Raw genomic sequence first — 18,078 nt, 5'->3', positions numbered from 1 at the left:
ATGGACAGTTTAATAAAAAGACCTTTAAAAATCAAGCACTTAAAAGATGGTTCCGGTATTGTACCGGAGCCATCTTTTTGAGTGTCCATTGATAACGCTCATGATTATACTCTTGCATATACTTGTCTATTACTTCCTGAAGAGATTGGAATGTTTGACAACACTTATCATTTCATTCATCCTTCATATGACCGAAAAAGGATTCCATTGGAGCGTTATCTAAGCCGTTGCCTCTACATGGCATAGATTGTCTGAGTCCCATTTCTTTTACTCGCTTTTGGTATTCTGGATGAGTGTAATGAACACCTTGATCGGAATGAAGTAGGGCTTCTGGATGAATGGTGCCTCCTAATCTCACTTTCCATTTTTCGAGGGTGTGATAGACGATCTCCATTTGTAAAGAGGGAGAGACGTGATAAGCTAAAATCTCTCGCGTCTTACAATCTTTTACACACGATAAATATGCTTTTTTCCCTTTCCCATAAAATAAATACGTCATATCGGTTACCATCTTTTGTTCCGGTTCTCCCTGATGAAATTGGCGGTTCAACAGGTTCGGACAAGTCTTATGTTCTTGTGTCGCTTTTGCGATTTGTTTATAAGGATTCGCCCGACGAACCTTCGTTACAAGATGATACTTGTGCATCATACGGTAAATACGCTTGAGATTCATACAAATCCCCTTTGTATTTTCTAATTCCATTTTGATAAAACGAGCACCGCATTTTTTCTCTTTTCGGTAAAAAATTTCTTGAATCAGTTCGTAATCTTTTTCGTCATTCCGTTCTCTCTCCATATGCTGATCTGTTTGGCGAAGCCAAGCGTAATATCCACTACGACTCACGCCCGCGAGTTCGCAAAAATAACGCACCATACGAGGAAATCGGAAGCGACGAATCGTTTGTTCAATGAGTGTATAGGCTTCACGAGGTGTTAAAATCGCTTCTTCTGTAACGCCTGCCTTTCGAGTTCGTCTAACTTTTTTAAGAATTCCAGTTCTGCCTCCAGAAACGCAATACGAGCTTCTGCTTTCTTTAGCTTGTCAGCAGAAGAGAGTTGTTTGGAAGAAGGGCACCCCGTACTTCCTTTTCCGCGACGCTCTGTATAAAATCCTTCCTCCCCAAATTGTTTATATGTTTTTCTCCAACGCTTTAAACATTGGTTTGGTTTCTTTTCACCGATCATCTCTAAATCGAACCCATTTTCTAAGAAAATTTGATTGGGTCCTTTTCCTTGTTGATTTTCTTTCACAGCTCTTACTTTAAAACCTGGGCAATAGCGAATCGAACGTTCTGATACTTTTACCACATTTTCATTCTTTTCTAGTTGTTTCCTTTGTCGTTCATTAAAAATCATTTTACTCATGTTCCGTACCTCACTTCTATCGTTGTATCCATTATAACAAGGTTTGCTTATAAAGATACACAAAAACCCCGAATCATGGGCTTTTTTTTAGTGTCCATGATTCGGGGTACAGTTCACTCCATAACTTCATATATATGTTTTGCATGAAATACTTCACAAATATAAAATAAGCATTTGCATTTACTTACAATTTGATATTTTCTAGTTGGATATATATGTGATTCTACTGAACATCCATCAAATAATTCAAGGATATGTCCTGACGGCTGGTAACCTTGATATAGAATATTTTTTCTTGTATCTAGCTGTCTCACTAATTCTTCAACAGGGATACATTCATTTTCTAATTCTTTCTTTACATGTCTCGGCAAAAGTGATGTATCAGCAAATACGAGTCTTTCAGATAATACCTTTCCTTTGTAAGAAATAGAAGACACACGATAAAGACATGTTCCATTATGATCAAAAAAGTTTTTCACTTCTTTTGGAATATATTCCCTCTCCAACATTTCTTGTTCAATCACATGAAACTGAACGCTGTCTTGAATGATGTTTTCTAACGTTTCCATTGATGATTTTTCATAAGAAAACACGATATCTTTTATGGCTTTTGCGGCTGTCATATCAGCAGCTTCGTTTCTTTTACTTTCCGTTACTAACACGACCAACACCTCTTTTATCTTTCTGAACTTTTGTATATTGGCAATCTCTCTTCTTCGTAAAAATAGAGAAGAGACCTAGCATTTCGCTGTTGAAACTCTGTTATTTCTTTATTTAACACTGCCAATGATGCGATGTATCCAAAACCTAATTGTACCTCCATCATGACTGTATTTTCTAAGAGTGATGATTTTTCCTTAAAAACAAGTAGTTTAGGAGCATCATTTGGTGCTGAGACCGTAAGATGAGTTGGCGAGATCATCAGTCCTTCTCCAGTAGCCTTTAGTACAGCTTCCTTCCGTGTCCAATACGTTAAGAACCCTGCAATCTTTTTTTCATCTGGCAATTGCATAACGTGCATCATTTCCGTATCTGTTAATACACCTGTCGCCATATTCATAACATCAATATTCGGCGTTATTTGTTCAATATCTATCCCAACAGGCGCAGAGGCTGTAAATGCTACGACAACATACTCCCCAGAATGCGATACGGATAATTGCGGCATACCATCTGGTAATTGCGGCCTTCCATGTGCTAACTTACAAACTGGACACATCCGATCTATTGGTACTTGAAGCGGAGACACACTCAGATGTTTTCCAAGTACGAGACGACTAATTACACAACCGATTACAAAGCGGGCGCGGTCCGCTGCATGATGAAACGAATTTGCCTTTTTGCGTTCCTCTTCATTTAATAAATGAAAATGCCATGGTTGTAAGTCTGATATTTGTGCCCACCATATTTGACAGTTACGCTGATGAAGTTTCGGAATGAAATCTCCATCCTTCCAAGCTATCACTAGCATCCCCCCTTTATATCCTCTACAATCTCTTCACTCCCTTGCCGCTTTTTTATTTCATTGTATAGATGTTTGTTCTCCTTTTTTGCTTACGCTCTCATCGCGAATACGTAATGCAAATAATAATGCGATAAACAAAAAGCCAGCTGCGGTACATAAAGCAATTTGATAAGCTGTAATATTGATTTGTCCAACTACCATTTCACCTGCAATATAACTTTCCAGCGCTAACATACTAGCAAGAATCGCAACACCTATTGCAGAACCTAAGCGATTTTGTACATGAAATATCGTTGTAGCCCTTCCTATAGAAGATGACTGAATATGCTGAAAAGCAGAAAATTGTACCGCCCCGACAGAATGTCCTAAGAAGAAACCTATTCCAAACAATAGTAGACGAATGAGCCACGGGTTTGTTTCATTCGTTACAAAGCTTAACAAAACGAATAAAATAGCCGCACATAGTAAACCGATAGAAATGAGTCTTCGCGACCCTATTTTTCTATAAGACCATGGTACGATTTGTGATGAAATCATTAATCCAATTGCCTCTGGAAATGTCGTCAAACCCGTTTCTAATGCTGATGCATGTCCTATATTTTGATACATAAGTGGAAATATAAATAACATACCAAGTAATCCCGCTGCCGATAAAAATGAAATGATGCTCATATTTCGAAATAGGTGTTCCTTTAATAAACGTAAATCTAACATTGAGTGTTTTACTCGAAGTTCGACAATAATAAATAAGGTGATACAGAAAATTCCACCTATTCCAGTTCCGATAACATCGAAAGACATCCAGCCTTTTGATGGCCCTTGACTTAAAGAATATACTAGCATCGTAAAACCAGGTGCTGAAAGAATAAAACCTAATAAGTCTAATCTTCCAGCGTCTGTTTCTATATGTTCTACAAGAAACAGCATGCCAAATATAAATGCAATCATCCCGAACGGTACATTTATATAAAACGCCCAGCGCCAAGATAAATGCTCTACAAAAAAACCACTGATAATGGGGCCAACTGCTGGTGCAACAGCAATTGGCAACACAATAAATCGTGAAATTTTCGGCCTCTCTGCAGGTGAAAACGTTCGAAATAACATCGCCATTCCTACTGGTGTCAAAAGTCCTCCACCAACCCCTTGAATCATCCGAAATATATTTAAAGTTGTAATGCTATTTGCAATACCACATAATGCAGAAGCAACTGTAAATACGGAAAGAGCAATTAAAAAAATTCGTTTTGTTCCAAAGCGATCACCGAGCCATCCAGAAATAGGTAAAAATATAGCGAGACTAATCAAATACCCTACATTAACTGTCCCCATGGCTGAAGGTGGTACTTGTAACTCTTGACTAATCGTCTGAAGCGCGACATTCACAATCGTTGCATCCATGGAAGCCATAAACATCGCTATAATATATACAACAGTAACAACCATTTTTGGATTCATTCTTACTTCCCTACTGATACATATTCAAGTTGATGAAGACGCTTTGGCATCATATCCGTCCAGTGTAATTCAATATATGTTAGACAAGCTTGCCTACTATCATTGTCATGCACAACGCTCCAACCAGCTGGTACATCAAGAAAAGCCGGCCAGACAGAATGCTGGCCTTCTTCATTTATTAACACTTTATACATATCATTATCATTTTCAAATGGATTCGTCATATATGATTACTCCTTTCTTTTCTTGTAATCTATTCGCTAAAACTTTTCCAATTTCAGCAAGTGGTTCCGGCTGACATAAATCTTTATGCCGGCAGTCAATATCATATTGTTCTATTTCCCCTTCTATATAGCTAGACCACGTGTCCGGTGAAATAGGATCAAACCATTCTGGTATCATTGTCGATCTGAAAAAGATAAGATTCCCTTTAAATTTCTTTGGAACATATTTTCCTAATAGAGTAACAGAATTCACATATGTTTCTTTTAAATTCAAAATGGTTGTCTTTTCTAGGCTGGCTAATGCACTTCCATCCTTATGAAGAATTTCAATGGCACTTTCCATATTAAGTGGTTTCCCATCCATATGATCTGGATCATAACCACCTAAAGCTAACAATGCGATAAGTGCCTCTTCTTCAGTAGGCGCCTCTGTATTTGGTAAGAAATGCCCCGGATACGAATCAAGCATCACAAGCATTTCAACTTCTTCGCCTTCACTTTGTAAATGCGTCGCCATTGCATGAACAACATTTCCTCCAAGCGACCATCCTAATAATCTATATGGACCATGCGGTTGCACTTCACGAACATGTATAAGGTAATCCGTAGCCATTTCCTCTAATGTTTTTGGAAGCTTTTCTTTTTTGGAGATACCGCGTGCTTGTAACCCATAAATTGGATACTCTTTTCCTACAGATTTCATTAATCCTGCATAACACCAGCTCAGTCCTCCCGCTGGATGAACACAAAATATCGGCAATTCTTCCCCGCTTGTTCGTAAAGGTAACATGACATCTAACGCACTTTGATTCGTTCCCATATCAAGTCTTTCCGCAAGAGCGGAAACTGTCGGCGCTGTAAATAAATGACCGATATTTATTTCTATACCTAACGCCTCTCTAATACGGCTCATTAGCTTTACAGCAAGCAATGAATGTCCGCCGAGTTCAAAGAAACTATCGTCAATTCCAATTCGAGGCACTTGTAACACTTCTGTAAATATGTCACATAATAGTTCCTCTTTCGGTGTTCTTGGTCCTCGGATTCTATTCGATACTGTAAATTGCGGAGCTGGTAACGCCTTTCGATCTAACTTTCCATTTGGAGTTAATGGTAACTGATCGATTACAACAAAAGTGGATGGCACCATATAATCTGGTAGACTCTTCCCGACATATTGACGCATATGAACTGTTTCTATCTGTATTTGTGGTGACAGAACGATGTATGCAACTAACCGTTTATCACCTGGCTGATCTTCCCTCACAATAACAGCGGCTTGTTCTACCTGTGGATGTTGCATAATTGTAGCTTCAATTTCCCCAAGTTCAATGCGGAAACCGCGAATTTTAATTTGGTGATCTGCCCGACCTATGTAATCTAATGTTCCATCTTGCCTCCAGCGCGCCAAGTCCCCAGTGCGATACATGCGAGTCCCTGGCTCTCCGTATGGATTTGCTATAAATCGCTCTGCCGTTAATCCAGCGCGCCCTAAATATCCATGTGCAAGCCCTGCTCCAGCCACATACATTTCCCCGATAACTCCAGGTGGTACAGGCTGCAAATAAGAATCTAATACGTAAACTTTCAAATCTGGTATACTACATCCAATTAAGCTATTTGCTCGTAAGGATACTATATTTTGATCCAGTTCCATATAACTTACATGTACAGTTGTTTCCGTAATCCCATACATATTAATGAGCTTTGGTGCATGCTCTTTATGACGGCTGTACCAATCTTCTAGGCGGCTTAATTCTAGCGCCTCCCCGCCAAAAATGATATAGCGTAAAGAAAGCTGTTTGCCTAATTCTATGTTTTCGCGATCCGCCTGCATCAGTTGATAAAATGCGGACGGTGTCTGGTTTAAAACAGTTACTCTCTCCTTAACAAGAAGATGTAAAAATTCCTGAGGTGAACGACTGACCGTATGCGGTACAACGACAAGCCGACCTCCATATAAAAGCGGTCCCCAAATCTCCCAAACTGAGAAATCAAATGCATAAGAATGAAACATTGTCCAAATATCTGTTTCATCAAATTGGAACCAATGATCCGTTGCACCGAATAACCTTACAACATTTTGATGCGGAATCATAACACCTTTTGGCTTTCCTGTCGAACCTGATGTATAAATAACATAAGCAAGGTGCACCGGTAATAAAGGTTGGATTCGTTCTACATCCTCAATATCCTCGGTACAATATTGATCGATCGCATTCCTTGTTTTCACATCATCAATAACAATTACATTGGTCGCTTGATACTCTATTTCAACTTCTGTACTTGTAATGATACAAACCGGCTGTGCATCACTTAACATAAATGAGATTCGATCTGCTGGATAATCAGGATCTAACGGTAAATATCCTGCTCCTGCCTTTAAAACGGCTAATAAGCTAATCATCATATCAAGTGATCGCGGCATTGCTAGCGCAACGATTTGCTCTGGCCCTACCCCTTTTGCAATTAATAAACGAGCTAACTGATTTGCCTTCTTATTTAACTGTTCATAGCTTAATGTTTTCCCCTCAAACACAACAGCAGTTGCACCCGGAGCCTTGCGAACTTGCCGCTCAAACAGTTCTGGCAACGTCACTTCAGCTGTAGTTTGAAAACCACCATTCCATTTTTTCAAAATCGTGCAATATTCTTCTTCTTCTAAAATTTCTAAACGTCCAATCTGTTTCTCTGGATTCTCTACCGCATCTTCTAACAGTCGAATAAACCGCGTTACAAATTTTTGAGCCGTCTCATATTGAAATAAATCTGTACGATATTCTAGTAAACCTTGTAATCCATTCGCGTTTCCTTCTTTAGTACTTTGCTCACTTAGTTCAATCGTCAAATCAAATTTGGCAGCGCCTACGCTCTGAATCTCAAGCGTTGTATCTACATTTGGAATATCAAATGTAGCTTCCGGTGTATTTTGAAAAGCTAGCATAATTTGAAAGAGCGGATGACTATTTCTCGAACGTACAGGGTTTAATACTTCCACAAGTCGCTCAAATGGAACATCTTGGTGTTCATAAGCAGCAAGATTTCCTTTTTTCACTCGATTTAATAGTTCTACAAAAGTCGGATCTCCTGATGTATCTGTACGTAAAACTAATGTATTTATAAATAAACCAATCATCTCACTAAGAGCATCATCATTGCGTCCAGCTACCGGACTACCAATTGGAATATCCGTTCCAGCTCCTAATCTTGTAAGTAATGCCGTAAGACCTGCTTGCATTACCATAAATAGACTCACACCATGCATGCGAGCTAGTTCTAATAAACGTTTGTGTAACCTTGAATGAATATGAAAATCTATCGTATCCCCGTGATAACTGATTTCAGCAGGACGTTGATAGTCTGCAGGCAACTCAAGTTGATCTGGTAATCCTTTTAATTTTTCTTTCCAAAAATCAATTTGTTTTGAAATCAGACTATCCTTTCTCTCTTCATTTCCTAATAGTTCTTGTTGCCAAAGAGCGTAATCAGCGTACTGCATCGGAAGAGTTTCCCACTGCACGACTTCACCTTGACAACGAGCTCTATACGAAGTGGCAAGATCTTTTGTGAATGGGCTTAAAGACCAACCATCCCCTATAATATGATGTAATAAAATAAGGAGTACATATTCATTTTTCCTAATTTCAAATAGTTCAACGCGCAGGGCAGGCTCTGTAGCTAAATGAAAGCTATATCGAACCGATTCAGCAAGCAAATCAGATAAATCCGCTTCCGTAGTCTGCGTTATCATAAGCTTAGGTTTCGCTTCCTCTATTGTGAGAATTTTCTGGTGCGGGGTTCCAAATCGATCTGGAAAGATCGTTCTGAGCGTCTCATGGCGTTCTACAATATCGTAAAACGCACCTTGTAATGCTTCTTTATTTATTTCACCAGATATACGAATCACTAACGGAATATTATATGTTGGACTTGGTCCTTCTAAACAATTCAAGAACCATAAACGGCGCTGCGAAAAGGAAAGAGGAATTTCCTTCGGACGCTTCATCTTTTTCAAAGCTGGCCTTGTACTTTTTGCACCATCTAACTGTTTCGCAAGTGCAGCAACAGTTGGCGCCTCAAATAATTTACCAATTCCTATTTCTACACCTAACATGTCCCGAATGCGTCCCATTAACTGGGATGCCAAAAGAGAATGACCGCCCATTTCAAAGAAATGATCATCTATCCCGATTCGTTTAAGGCCAAGCACTTCCGCAAAAAGATTACATAAAATTTCCTCTTTCGGGTTTCGCGGTACTCGTTCACTTGTATTTACACTGAAATCAGGTGCTGGCAGTGCTTTTCGATCAATTTTCCCATTTGGTGTTAACGGTAATTTCGACAATACGATAATAGCTGAAGGAACCATATATGCCGGTAAGTGCTCCGCTACATAAGAGCGAATGTCTGTAGAATCAGCAGATTCCCCTACAATGTAAGCAACGAGCCTTTTATCTCCTGGTTGATCTTCTCTCACAAGTACAACTGCTTGTTGAACAGCTGCATGCTGATGGAGTACTGTTTCTATTTCAGCTAACTCTATACGGAAACCGCGCATTTTAATTTGATAGTCCGCACGACCAATATATTCGAGATAACCATCTCTACGCCATTTGACAAGATCACCCGTACGGTACATCCGCGTTCCTGGTTTCCCATAAGGATTTGCCACAAATCGCTCTGCTGTTAAATCTGGTCTTCCTAAATATCCGTGAGCAAGCCCTGCTCCAGCAATATACAATTCTCCTACTACCTCTGGCGGAACCGGTTGCAAGCTGGCATCTAATACATATACTTCTGTATTCCAAATTGGTTTTCCAATGGGAGGTATGTGTGTGTTCGTACTATTCAGATGCATTATTGTAGACCAAATGGTTGTTTCTGTTGGTCCGTAAAGATTTGTAACATCACAATTTAATTCTTTTAATTTTGCTGCTAATGCATTGGGAAGTGCTTCACCACCTACGAGAGCACGTATCCCCTTTATACTTTCCGGATTATCTGTAACAAGCATTTGCCAAAGCGATGGTGTTGCTTGCATAATCGTAATTTTTTCTTTTTGTAATACTTCCGCTAAAGTAACTGAATCTTGGATTTCTTCTTTTTGCGCAATTCTAATACTTGCACCGCTTATAAGCGGGATATACATTTCTAATGCTGAGATATCAAAGGCAAAAGTTGTAACGGCTAGTAAACGATCGTTTTCCTGTAGTGAAAATGTATCCTGCATCGCTAATAAGAAATTGCTTAAACTTTCCATTGAAACAACCACACCTTTTGGTTTGCCAGTTGACCCAGACGTATAAATTGCATATGCAGGATTTAAAAGACTAGAAGCATGTCGCGTTTCTGGATTGATACAAGGATACTGTTGCAATTTTCTCTTCATTACTTCACGATCTACTACAAACGTCTCCACCTTTCGCTCATCAGGTAAATTCTCCAACACGGAAGATGTTGTAATCATGCAAATAGGATTGGCATCACTGAGTATATATTGCACTCGATCAGCTGGATACTCAGGATCTACTGGTATATATGCGGAACCAGTCTTTAGTACTGCTAACATTCCAATTAGCATGTCGACTGTCCTTGGAAATGCTAAGGCTACAAATTGTCCCGGCTGCACCCCTCGTTCTAACAAGAAATGCGCTAGCTTATTTGCTCGTTCGTTTAATTCTTGATAAGTCAGTTGCCATTCTCCGCCTACTACCGCTGTTGCACTTGGTGTTTGGTTCGCTTGCTTCTCAAATAAATTTGGCAGGCTGATACGTTCTTTTTCTACAGAAGTTTCATTCCACGCTTGTATTACTTGATAGCGTTCATTTGGAAGTACTACTTCCATCTTACCAATTGATTCAGTTGGATTCATATGTGTTAGAGTTTCTAAAAAATGCATAAATCGTTCTTTATGAGCCGTTACATCTCCTTCGCTATATACCGCAGGATTTGCATCAAAGTGAAACATGAATTCATTCTTATCAAAATGGTTATATACATGTATAGAAAGATCGTCTACAGGTCCCGCTGACAGATTGTGTTTCACTCCAAGATTTCCAGCGAAATTCAAACGATAATCAAATGGCATCACATTGATGATCGGACCAAATAATCGTTGGTTTTCTCCTAACAATTTAAGATCGCGGCGAAGTTCTTCATGACGATACTTTTGATGAAGACGTATTTCGCGTATTTCATGAGCGACTTGCTCAGCAACTTCAGCAAAGCTCATATGAGAAGATAAGGATACTCTAAGCGGAACGACATTCATCACCATACTTGGTGTATGAATGGATGCTGATCCTAAACGCCCCATCATCGGTAATCCTAAGACAATATCTTTGGCGCTTGTTAATTTATGAAGATAAATAGCAAGTGCAGCGATAATCAAGTCTGGCCAATTTACATTGCACTCCAGCGCTACTTGCTGTAATGATGTTGTTTGCAAATGCGATAAAGAAGCTGTTTGACGTAAAAATTCTTTCGATGCTTTAGATGTATGTTCAGCTAAGCTTATCACTTCTGATAAATCTTGAAATCGTTCTAACCAGAAATTGCGGTCTTTCTCAATTTGAGAAGAGTTTCGATATGCAGCATCTTCCGCTAACACTTGTTGTAAAGAACCGAATGGCTTCTCATGATACGATTGCTGATTCATTAACCTCGTATATACTTTTGCTACTTTTTGGACAAGTAACGAGAAACCGTATCCATCCATTACAATGTGATGAATACGCTGATACCAAATAAAATGATCAGATGCTACTTGGAATAATGCTTCGGTAAACAACTTGTCTTTTTGTAAATCAATTGGTATGGATATATTCTCTTTCATCCACATTTCAGCCGCACGTTTCGGATCATCTTCTGAACTGACATCGATGAAATGCATATGAAAATCTGAAGAATCAGCAATGACTTGCCATAAGCCCGCTTCATCTTCTTCAAAATGAACATGTAATGCTTCTGCTTCCATTACAACAGTACGGACTGCTAATTCAAATATTTCGGGATTCACTACCCCATGTATCTCCACATATTCAGCTGTATTATAAATTGGATTATCTGGATCAAGTTGCTGCGCAAACCACATTCCGGATTGCGCAGACGACAAAGAATAGCGAACATTTCGACAATTATACATACTGTATGACCCCTTTATTTTGTAATCTGCAATTTACAGTACTCTTTCTTTTTGTGATGCTATCATTCGAAACCAGTCTGAAATGGTTGGGTGTTCTGCCAAATCAGCGAAAGTAACTTCTACACCAATTTGGCGCCACTTCTCTACTAAACTCATTAATCTAACAGAGTCTAATCCGCGATTTAGTAAATTTTCATCATTTGCAATATCGGCTGGGGACTCGCGCAGTAGCTGGGCGACTTGTTCACGTATCATTTGTAGTGTAATGGCTGATTCACTTTCCTCTTTTAAACGTTGGAAATCTGTTAATACTGCATTCGTTGTTGTTGTTACCGCACATCGATCGGATGCATATTGCATGGCTTGTCTATGATGATCGAATGAAAAATCGGCAACTGCATCAGCGATGAAGAAAGGTTGAATCCCATCCATAAACGCTTCACATGCTGTTAAGAGACATCCAATATGTGCATATACACCGCAAATGATTAATTGATCACGACCTTGTTCATGCAAAATTTCTAATAAATTTGTCTTTTTAAAGGCACTATATCTCCATTTTGTAAGAAAAATATCATGGTCATCAGGTGCAAGTTCATCAACAATTTTCTGTTTATATGGTCCTTCTGGAATACCAGCACCCCAAAAATCTTGTAATAACCCCCTTTGTTCCAATGTTTGTCCACCTGGCTGTGCAGTGTAAATAACGGGTACATGAAGTCCCTTACAAGTTTGTCTTATTCGCTGAATATTAGAAATGAGCTCTACTTTTGGAGATTCTTCATCACAGTACGCATCAAGAAAATATTCTTGCATGTCGTGAATAAGAAGTGCTGCACGTTTTGGATCTAGTTTCCACGTTACTTTATTCATTGGTAAATCTGATTCAGTTGGCATTTTATATATGGAGATAGCAGGAATCGCCATCTAATCACTTCCTTTCAAGTTAATTGAATATATGATGAAAACATTATGAATGAATGGTAGACTGTAATCTTTCAGCAATTGCTTTTCGTAAGTCTTTCTTACTTACTTTCCCTACACCAGTTTGCGGAAACGCTTTAACAAATTCAATTCGATCCGGAATTTTATACGCCGCAATTCCGCGTTCTCTTAAAAATGTTTTTAGCTCTCCTACGGATGGCTGTTGTCCGCGCGCGATGATGAAAGCACAAGTACGTTCTCCTAAATACTCATCAGGCATTGATACAATTGCAGCATCATGAACGGAATGATGGGCTAACAGATGATTTTCTACCTCTTCTGCTGCTACTTTTTCCCCTCCGCGATTAATTTGATCTTTATCGCGACCTTCGACGACTAAATACCCGTTCTCATTTATTTTCACGAGATCACCTGTACGATAAAAACCATCAGGTGTAAAAGATTTCGCATTATGTTCTTCCGCTTTATAATAACCGCGAATCGTATAGGGACCACGAGTTAATAGCCTTCCCACTTCACCCGTCTTTACGTCACAGTCATTTTCATCTACGACACGTACTTCATCAAACTCTGACATAGGTCGCCCTTGCGTATGAATAATCATTTCTTCAGAATCATCAAGTCTTGTATAATTGACTAACCCTTCTGCCATGCCAAATACTTGTTGCAATGTACACCCAAATGTAGGACGTATACGTTTCGCAGCTTCTGCGCTAAACTTTGCACCTCCAACTTGCAAAACTTGAAGGCTAGATAAATCATTATGGCGCGATGCTTTTGCATCCAGCCATATCATCGCAAGCGGCGGTACAAGCGCTGTAATTGTGACGCGTTCCTTCTCAATTAAAGCAAACGCTTCATCGGGACTCCCTCCAGAAGCGAGCACAACCCTTCCCCCAGCATAAAATGTTCCGAGAGTTCCTGGTGAGCTGAGCGGGTAATTATGAGCAACCGGAAGAACAACGAGATATACACTATCCTCATTCAATCGACAAATCTCAGCGCTTACTCGTAAACTATAAATATAGTCATCGTGTGTTCTTGGAATGAGTTTCGGTAGTCCTGTTGTCCCTCCTGATAGTTGTAAGAAAGCTACATCGCTAGATTTCACTTCAGGTAAGTCAACTGGTTCTCTATATAAATCATGAATTCCAACAAACTCTTCTTCCTCACCAACAACAATGATATGCTTCAATGTCGGTACTTTTCTTTTCACGTCTCTTGCAAGATTTCGATAGTCAAATCCAAGTTGTTTATCTGCAATAATATAAGCAGTAGCTTCAGCAAATTCACAAAAATAACAAATCTCGCTACTTCGATGTGCTGGCAGAGCGAACACCGGAAGAGCCCCAATTCGAAAAAGTGCAAAACACACTTCAAAAAACTCTATAATATTGGGTAACTGAAGAACGACACGATCTGTTTTTTTAATCCCTAGCGATAGAAAACCAGCGGCTAAACGATCCACTCGTTTATCAAATTCTTTATAACTTATATGATGTTCCCCGCTCGTCAATGCAATGCGTTCACCATACTTGATAGCCCGTTCTCTGAGCATTTCTCCAAACGTTTCTCCGCGCCAACAACCGGCTTCTCTGTACCGATTTGCAAATTCTTTAGGCCATTCATAACATCCTGATAACATCATTTATCCCTCCAATGAGTCCTCATTTAATCCCATAGCTTGAAGCATCGTACGGAATTTAGCTGATGTTTCTGCTAATTCATCCTCAGGCTTTGATTCCGCAACAATACCGGCTCCGGCATATAAACGAAGTGAATTCTCTTCTACTTCTGCACAGCGAATTGTTACAATCCATTCCCCATCACCATTTATATCACTCCAACCAAGCATGCCCGTGAAAAACTCTCGATCAAATGGTTCAATTTCTTGAATTGCTTCACGTGCTTTTTCGGTAGGTGTTCCGCAAACAGCAGGTGTCGGATGAAGTGCGGATGCTAATTCTAATGCAGAAATAGATTCATCCAGTAGCGTCCCTTTCACTTCTGTAGATAAATGCCACATCGTTTCACTATGAATGAGTGATGGTTTTTCTGGCACATGTAACGTACGGCAATAGGGACGAAGCGCTGCCGCCACTGCTTCTACAACAACCGCATGTTCATGTAAATCTTTCTCTGAGGAAAGTAATTCTTCTGCTCGCCTCTTATCTTCAGCAGGATCTCCACTTCGAGGTCTAGATCCTGCAAGTGGGTTAGAAATAACTTGCATTCCTCTTCTTGAAACAAGCAATTCGGGACTAGCTCCTATCAAGGTCCGAGTGCGTTTCTGCTTTGTATCATCCTCATTATTCGGTAAATCTACCGCAAACGTATAACCATGTGGATTGTGTTTTGCTAAATCATATAGCAATTTCTGAACATCAATTTCCCTTGAAGAATAAACATCTAACAATCTTGATAAAACGATTTTTTTTAAGTCACCACTCTTTATTTTTGCTATCCCTTGCTCCACACCACGCATATATTCTGAAGGCATTGGGATTGGCTTCATTTTAAATTTATGTACAGAGGAAGAGTCCTGAGTTTGTTCTCCAACATCCCACTGTAAACGATCTGTAACTCTTGTTTCCTGAGGAACAATAAGTTGCATTGTTTTTGTTCGATCAAAAGGTAGCGCCCCTACTACAATGGGATTTTGATGTCCCGCTTGTTTTGCACTTTTTAATACAGATTGAACAATCTCAGGGAAATTTTTTGCCTGACTATGCTTAACTGTGGCAAATGTTCCTTCAGCTAGCATCGTTCGATATGGTGAAGTAAAAAAGAACGAAGACCCAGCTTTGTAATCTCGCAATAAACTTGTCGCTAATTCGTTTAAAGTAGCTGTATGATTCATAATTTGAAATTCCTCCCGTAATGACTTTTTAAACTCCTAAAGTCGCACCACCATCGATACATAAATTATGCATCGTAATATGACTTGCCTTATCTGAAGCTAAAAATAATACTCCTTCAGCAATTTCTACAGGTGTCGCTATTTTTTGAAGTGGAATTCCCAATCTATATGTATCTTGTGAACCTGCAATAATCCTTTCAGGCCCATTTTTATCTGTCCAAAGTTGCCGCTGCATCTCTGTTTCGGTTGAACCTGGCGAAACTACATTACAGCGAATATTGTACTCTGCAAGCTCTAGTCCTAAACATTTTGTAAACATCGTTACCGCCGCTTTTGATGCTGCATATGCCGCCATCCCTATTCTCGGAATATTTGCTGCATTTGAACCAACCGTCACAATTACGCCAGACTTTCTCCCCATCATACGTTTACTAACTGCACGTGATATATAAAACACACCTGTAGAATTGACAGAAAAAGTGGCATCCCAATCTTCATCACTAAAAGATGGAATTTGACCCATTCGTAAAATACCAGCAACATTTACTAAAATATCAATAGATCCCATTTCATTTTCAATTTGATCTACTACTCTTTCTACTGCCGCACGGTTACTGACATCTAATTGGAACGCTTTCAAAATTGTTCCTTCTAATTCATGAGAATGTGAAAGTAATTGAAGAGCTGAAAGGTTTGTATCTACAGCAGCAACTTCAGCCCCCCTCTCAGCAAGCATACTGGCCACTGTTTTACCAATTCCTTGGGCTGCCCCAGTAACTAAGGCTATTTTCCCCTTGAACTCGTTACAACTCATATCCCCAAGTCCTTTCTTTTTAAAATCGATTTCTTATTCCTGTCTAATATGAGAAAATAAGATCCCTTGAATCGATATTGATAATCATTATCAATTGTATCTCAACAAAAATAATATACATAGTAAACTTATCTGTCAAGTATAGATTTTCGTATTTTTACTTTGATTTTCGAAATCAATTCAATTGATAATGATTTTCATTTTCTTCACTCACAACGAAATGATAATGTTTCTCGATAATCTTGTCAATATTTTTTTATTTTTCAGATAAAACTTTTAATTATATTTATATAGTAAAATATTAATATCATCTATTATAAAAACAGTCATTTGCTCAAAAACTGTACCTTTTCCCTCTGAAACAAGTATATTTATATTTACACTTCAACCACAGACATGATAAAAGTAGCAATTTACTACATTTTTAAATTCATATTTTCTCAACAAATATCTGAAAATAATAACTGACAAATTCATCCCTATTATATATATTGAAGTCTTACTGACGGGATAAATGACATATGAATATTCAATTTATAAACTAAATGTAAAAAATGTTCATAAAAACAAAAACTACTAGTTCATGCTAGTAGTTTCAAAAATAGTATTTATCGCATTCCATTCTCCCACTTTTTCATTTTTTTCTCCATTCATTTTCATTTTCCGTTAGTTTATAAAATAAAGCGAGTGATACGAGAATCACATCTATACACTCTTCCTTGACATCATTCATTTCTAATTTCCTATATTCACTGCCATTTACTTTTAGTGCTTGAGATGTCTCACCAGCCTCTTCGGTTAATTTTAAAACCATTTGCTCTAATGTTTTTGGTTCTTGTTTACTAAGTAATTTTATTTTTTAATAATGTATCCATAATGTCCCCTCTCGTATTCATTATGGTTCTAATATAAAAATAAAATGAAAGCCACTAAAATGTATATATTCCTAACAGAATTGTATTTTATGCTACAACTTCAAATAATAGATTATTATGAATATTAAGTTATTGCCATATCCTTTAGCACAAGAGCGTTCAAAGTCATGCTAATTATTAAATTTTCATATTTAATTGATTATTAGATTTAATGAAGAGGCAGCTTTAGGCCATCCAACGTAAAATGCCATATGTGTTATCAAAGCAATAATTTCCTTTTCGCTAATTCCATTTTTTTCAGCTAATTGTAGATGAAATGGCAATTGTTCAGTATTACCTATACTAATGAGAGCAGATAATGTACATAAACTTCTTTCTCTAGATGTTAAAGTAGGATTTCTCCATATTTTGTCAAATAGTATATTTTCACTATACTCAACAAAATCAGGAGCCATTTCCCGCATTTTCTTTGGTATATTGGATTCGATACGATCATTCACTATTCTTTTCCCTCCTTCATATTAGCCAATTGCACTACTCCTTGACCAAATGACCAGTTTTCAGCCGATGTCTCGTTTAATATAATAAAAATATCAGCTGTAGAGATGCTTAAATGATTAGAAATAGCTTTTGATATAGATTTATACAACCTCTTTTTCTGATTTATCGTTCTTCCTGGCCCACATGTAATGGAAACGTACATCATGTTTTCTGTTCTCTTTTCCTCTCCTTCTAACAGATAATCCGAATCATAAAAAAATTGATTAGAAGAGTAGGGAAAAAACATTTGAAAATAATCATTTTTAGGTATTTCAAAATATTCAATCAACGAATGGTGAATACTATTACTCACCTTTTTTAATTCTTCTTTCTTCAAAAGACCTTTAGGATAGTAAACGTTAACAAAAGGCATATATTCTCATTCCTT

General features: G+C 38.3%; 12 protein-coding genes and 1 pseudogene. All 13 read right to left on the bottom strand.

Annotation, left to right across the window (positions count from 1 at the left end; genetic code table 11):
• Positions 1 to 31: 31 nt before the first annotated feature.
• Positions 32 to 1,365: pseudogene (locus MR059_RS06080) on the bottom strand (IS3 family transposase).
• Between the two features lie 113 nt (positions 1,366 to 1,478).
• A complete protein-coding gene (locus MR059_RS06075; RefSeq protein ID WP_048722932.1) occupies positions 1,479 to 2,027 on the bottom strand; it encodes a hypothetical protein in 549 nt (182 codons plus the stop codon).
• Between the two features lie 14 nt (positions 2,028 to 2,041).
• Positions 2,042 to 2,836, bottom strand: a complete 795-nt coding sequence (locus MR059_RS06070; RefSeq protein ID WP_012094250.1) for a 4'-phosphopantetheinyl transferase family protein — start codon at positions 2,834 to 2,836, stop codon at positions 2,042 to 2,044.
• A gap of 51 nt (positions 2,837 to 2,887) precedes the next feature.
• Entirely contained in the window at positions 2,888 to 4,288 is a 1,401-nt protein-coding gene (locus MR059_RS06065; protein ID WP_012094249.1) for an MDR family MFS transporter, read from the bottom strand.
• A gap of 2 nt (positions 4,289 to 4,290) precedes the next feature.
• The gene (locus tag MR059_RS06060) at positions 4,291 to 4,512 is read right to left on the bottom strand and encodes an MbtH family protein (RefSeq protein ID WP_012094248.1); all 222 of its coding nucleotides are present in this window, start codon (positions 4,510 to 4,512) and stop codon (positions 4,291 to 4,293) included.
• Complete coding sequence (locus MR059_RS06055; RefSeq protein WP_242161621.1) at positions 4,496 to 11,656, bottom strand: amino acid adenylation domain-containing protein; 7,161 nt, start codon at positions 11,654 to 11,656, stop codon at positions 4,496 to 4,498. The genes MR059_RS06060 and MR059_RS06055 overlap by 17 nt, the downstream gene beginning before the upstream one ends.
• Positions 11,657 to 11,689: 33 nt before the next feature.
• Complete coding sequence (locus tag MR059_RS06050) at positions 11,690 to 12,583, bottom strand: isochorismatase family protein (RefSeq protein WP_012094246.1); 894 nt, start codon at positions 12,581 to 12,583, stop codon at positions 11,690 to 11,692.
• Between the two features lie 43 nt (positions 12,584 to 12,626).
• The gene (locus MR059_RS06045) at positions 12,627 to 14,246 is read right to left on the bottom strand and encodes a (2,3-dihydroxybenzoyl)adenylate synthase (RefSeq protein ID WP_041810358.1); all 1,620 of its coding nucleotides are present in this window, start codon (positions 14,244 to 14,246) and stop codon (positions 12,627 to 12,629) included.
• A 3-nt stretch (positions 14,247 to 14,249) separates the two neighbouring features.
• Positions 14,250 to 15,461: an isochorismate synthase DhbC gene (gene dhbC, locus MR059_RS06040; RefSeq protein ID WP_048722926.1), complete on the bottom strand. Its 1,212-nt coding sequence runs from the start codon at positions 15,459 to 15,461 to the stop codon at positions 14,250 to 14,252.
• 28 nt (positions 15,462 to 15,489) lie between these two features.
• A complete protein-coding gene (locus MR059_RS06035; RefSeq protein WP_048722923.1) occupies positions 15,490 to 16,275 on the bottom strand; it encodes a 2,3-dihydro-2,3-dihydroxybenzoate dehydrogenase in 786 nt (261 codons plus the stop codon).
• Between the two features lie 634 nt (positions 16,276 to 16,909).
• Positions 16,910 to 17,089 (bottom strand): nucleoside triphosphate pyrophosphohydrolase family protein, encoded by a 180-nt coding sequence (locus MR059_RS06030; protein ID WP_235436362.1) that lies wholly within the window; start codon positions 17,087 to 17,089, stop codon positions 16,910 to 16,912.
• A 252-nt stretch (positions 17,090 to 17,341) separates the two neighbouring features.
• A complete protein-coding gene (locus MR059_RS06025) occupies positions 17,342 to 17,650 on the bottom strand; it encodes a carboxymuconolactone decarboxylase family protein (RefSeq protein ID WP_012094241.1) in 309 nt (102 codons plus the stop codon).
• A complete protein-coding gene (locus MR059_RS06020; protein ID WP_048722921.1) occupies positions 17,650 to 18,063 on the bottom strand; it encodes a tautomerase family protein in 414 nt (137 codons plus the stop codon). The genes MR059_RS06025 and MR059_RS06020 overlap by 1 nt, the downstream gene beginning before the upstream one ends.
• Positions 18,064 to 18,078: the final 15 nt, after the last annotated feature.

The sequence above is a fragment of the Bacillus cereus group sp. BfR-BA-01522 genome (assembly GCF_022662635.1).
GTDB lineage: Bacteria > Bacillota > Bacilli > Bacillales > Bacillaceae_G > Bacillus_A > Bacillus_A cytotoxicus.
This window is presented reverse-complemented; position numbering and strand designations above follow the sequence as displayed.

Bases quoted from the DNA above. Each gene is read 5' to 3' on its own strand.
- MR059_RS06045 (WP_041810358.1), bottom strand. From the start codon at position 14,246: ATGTTATCAGGATGTTATGAATGGCCTAAAGAATTTGCAAATCGGTAC.
- MR059_RS06035 (WP_048722923.1), bottom strand. From the start codon at position 16,275: ATGAGTTGTAACGAGTTCAAGGGGAAAATAGCCTTAGTTACTGGGGCA.
- MR059_RS06060 (WP_012094248.1), bottom strand. From the start codon at position 4,512: ATGACGAATCCATTTGAAAATGATAATGATATGTATAAAGTGTTAATA.
- dhbC (WP_048722926.1), bottom strand. From the start codon at position 15,461: ATGAATCATACAGCTACTTTAAACGAATTAGCGACAAGTTTATTGCGA.
- MR059_RS06050 (WP_012094246.1), bottom strand. From the start codon at position 12,583: ATGGCGATTCCTGCTATCTCCATATATAAAATGCCAACTGAATCAGAT.
- MR059_RS06065 (WP_012094249.1), bottom strand. From the start codon at position 4,288: ATGAATCCAAAAATGGTTGTTACTGTTGTATATATTATAGCGATGTTT.
- MR059_RS06055 (WP_242161621.1), bottom strand. From the start codon at position 11,656: ATGTATAATTGTCGAAATGTTCGCTATTCTTTGTCGTCTGCGCAATCC.
- MR059_RS06030 (WP_235436362.1), bottom strand. From the start codon at position 17,089: ATGGTTTTAAAATTAACCGAAGAGGCTGGTGAGACATCTCAAGCACTA.
- MR059_RS06070 (WP_012094250.1), bottom strand. From the start codon at position 2,836: ATGCTAGTGATAGCTTGGAAGGATGGAGATTTCATTCCGAAACTTCAT.
- MR059_RS06020 (WP_048722921.1), bottom strand. From the start codon at position 18,063: ATGCCTTTTGTTAACGTTTACTATCCTAAAGGTCTTTTGAAGAAAGAA.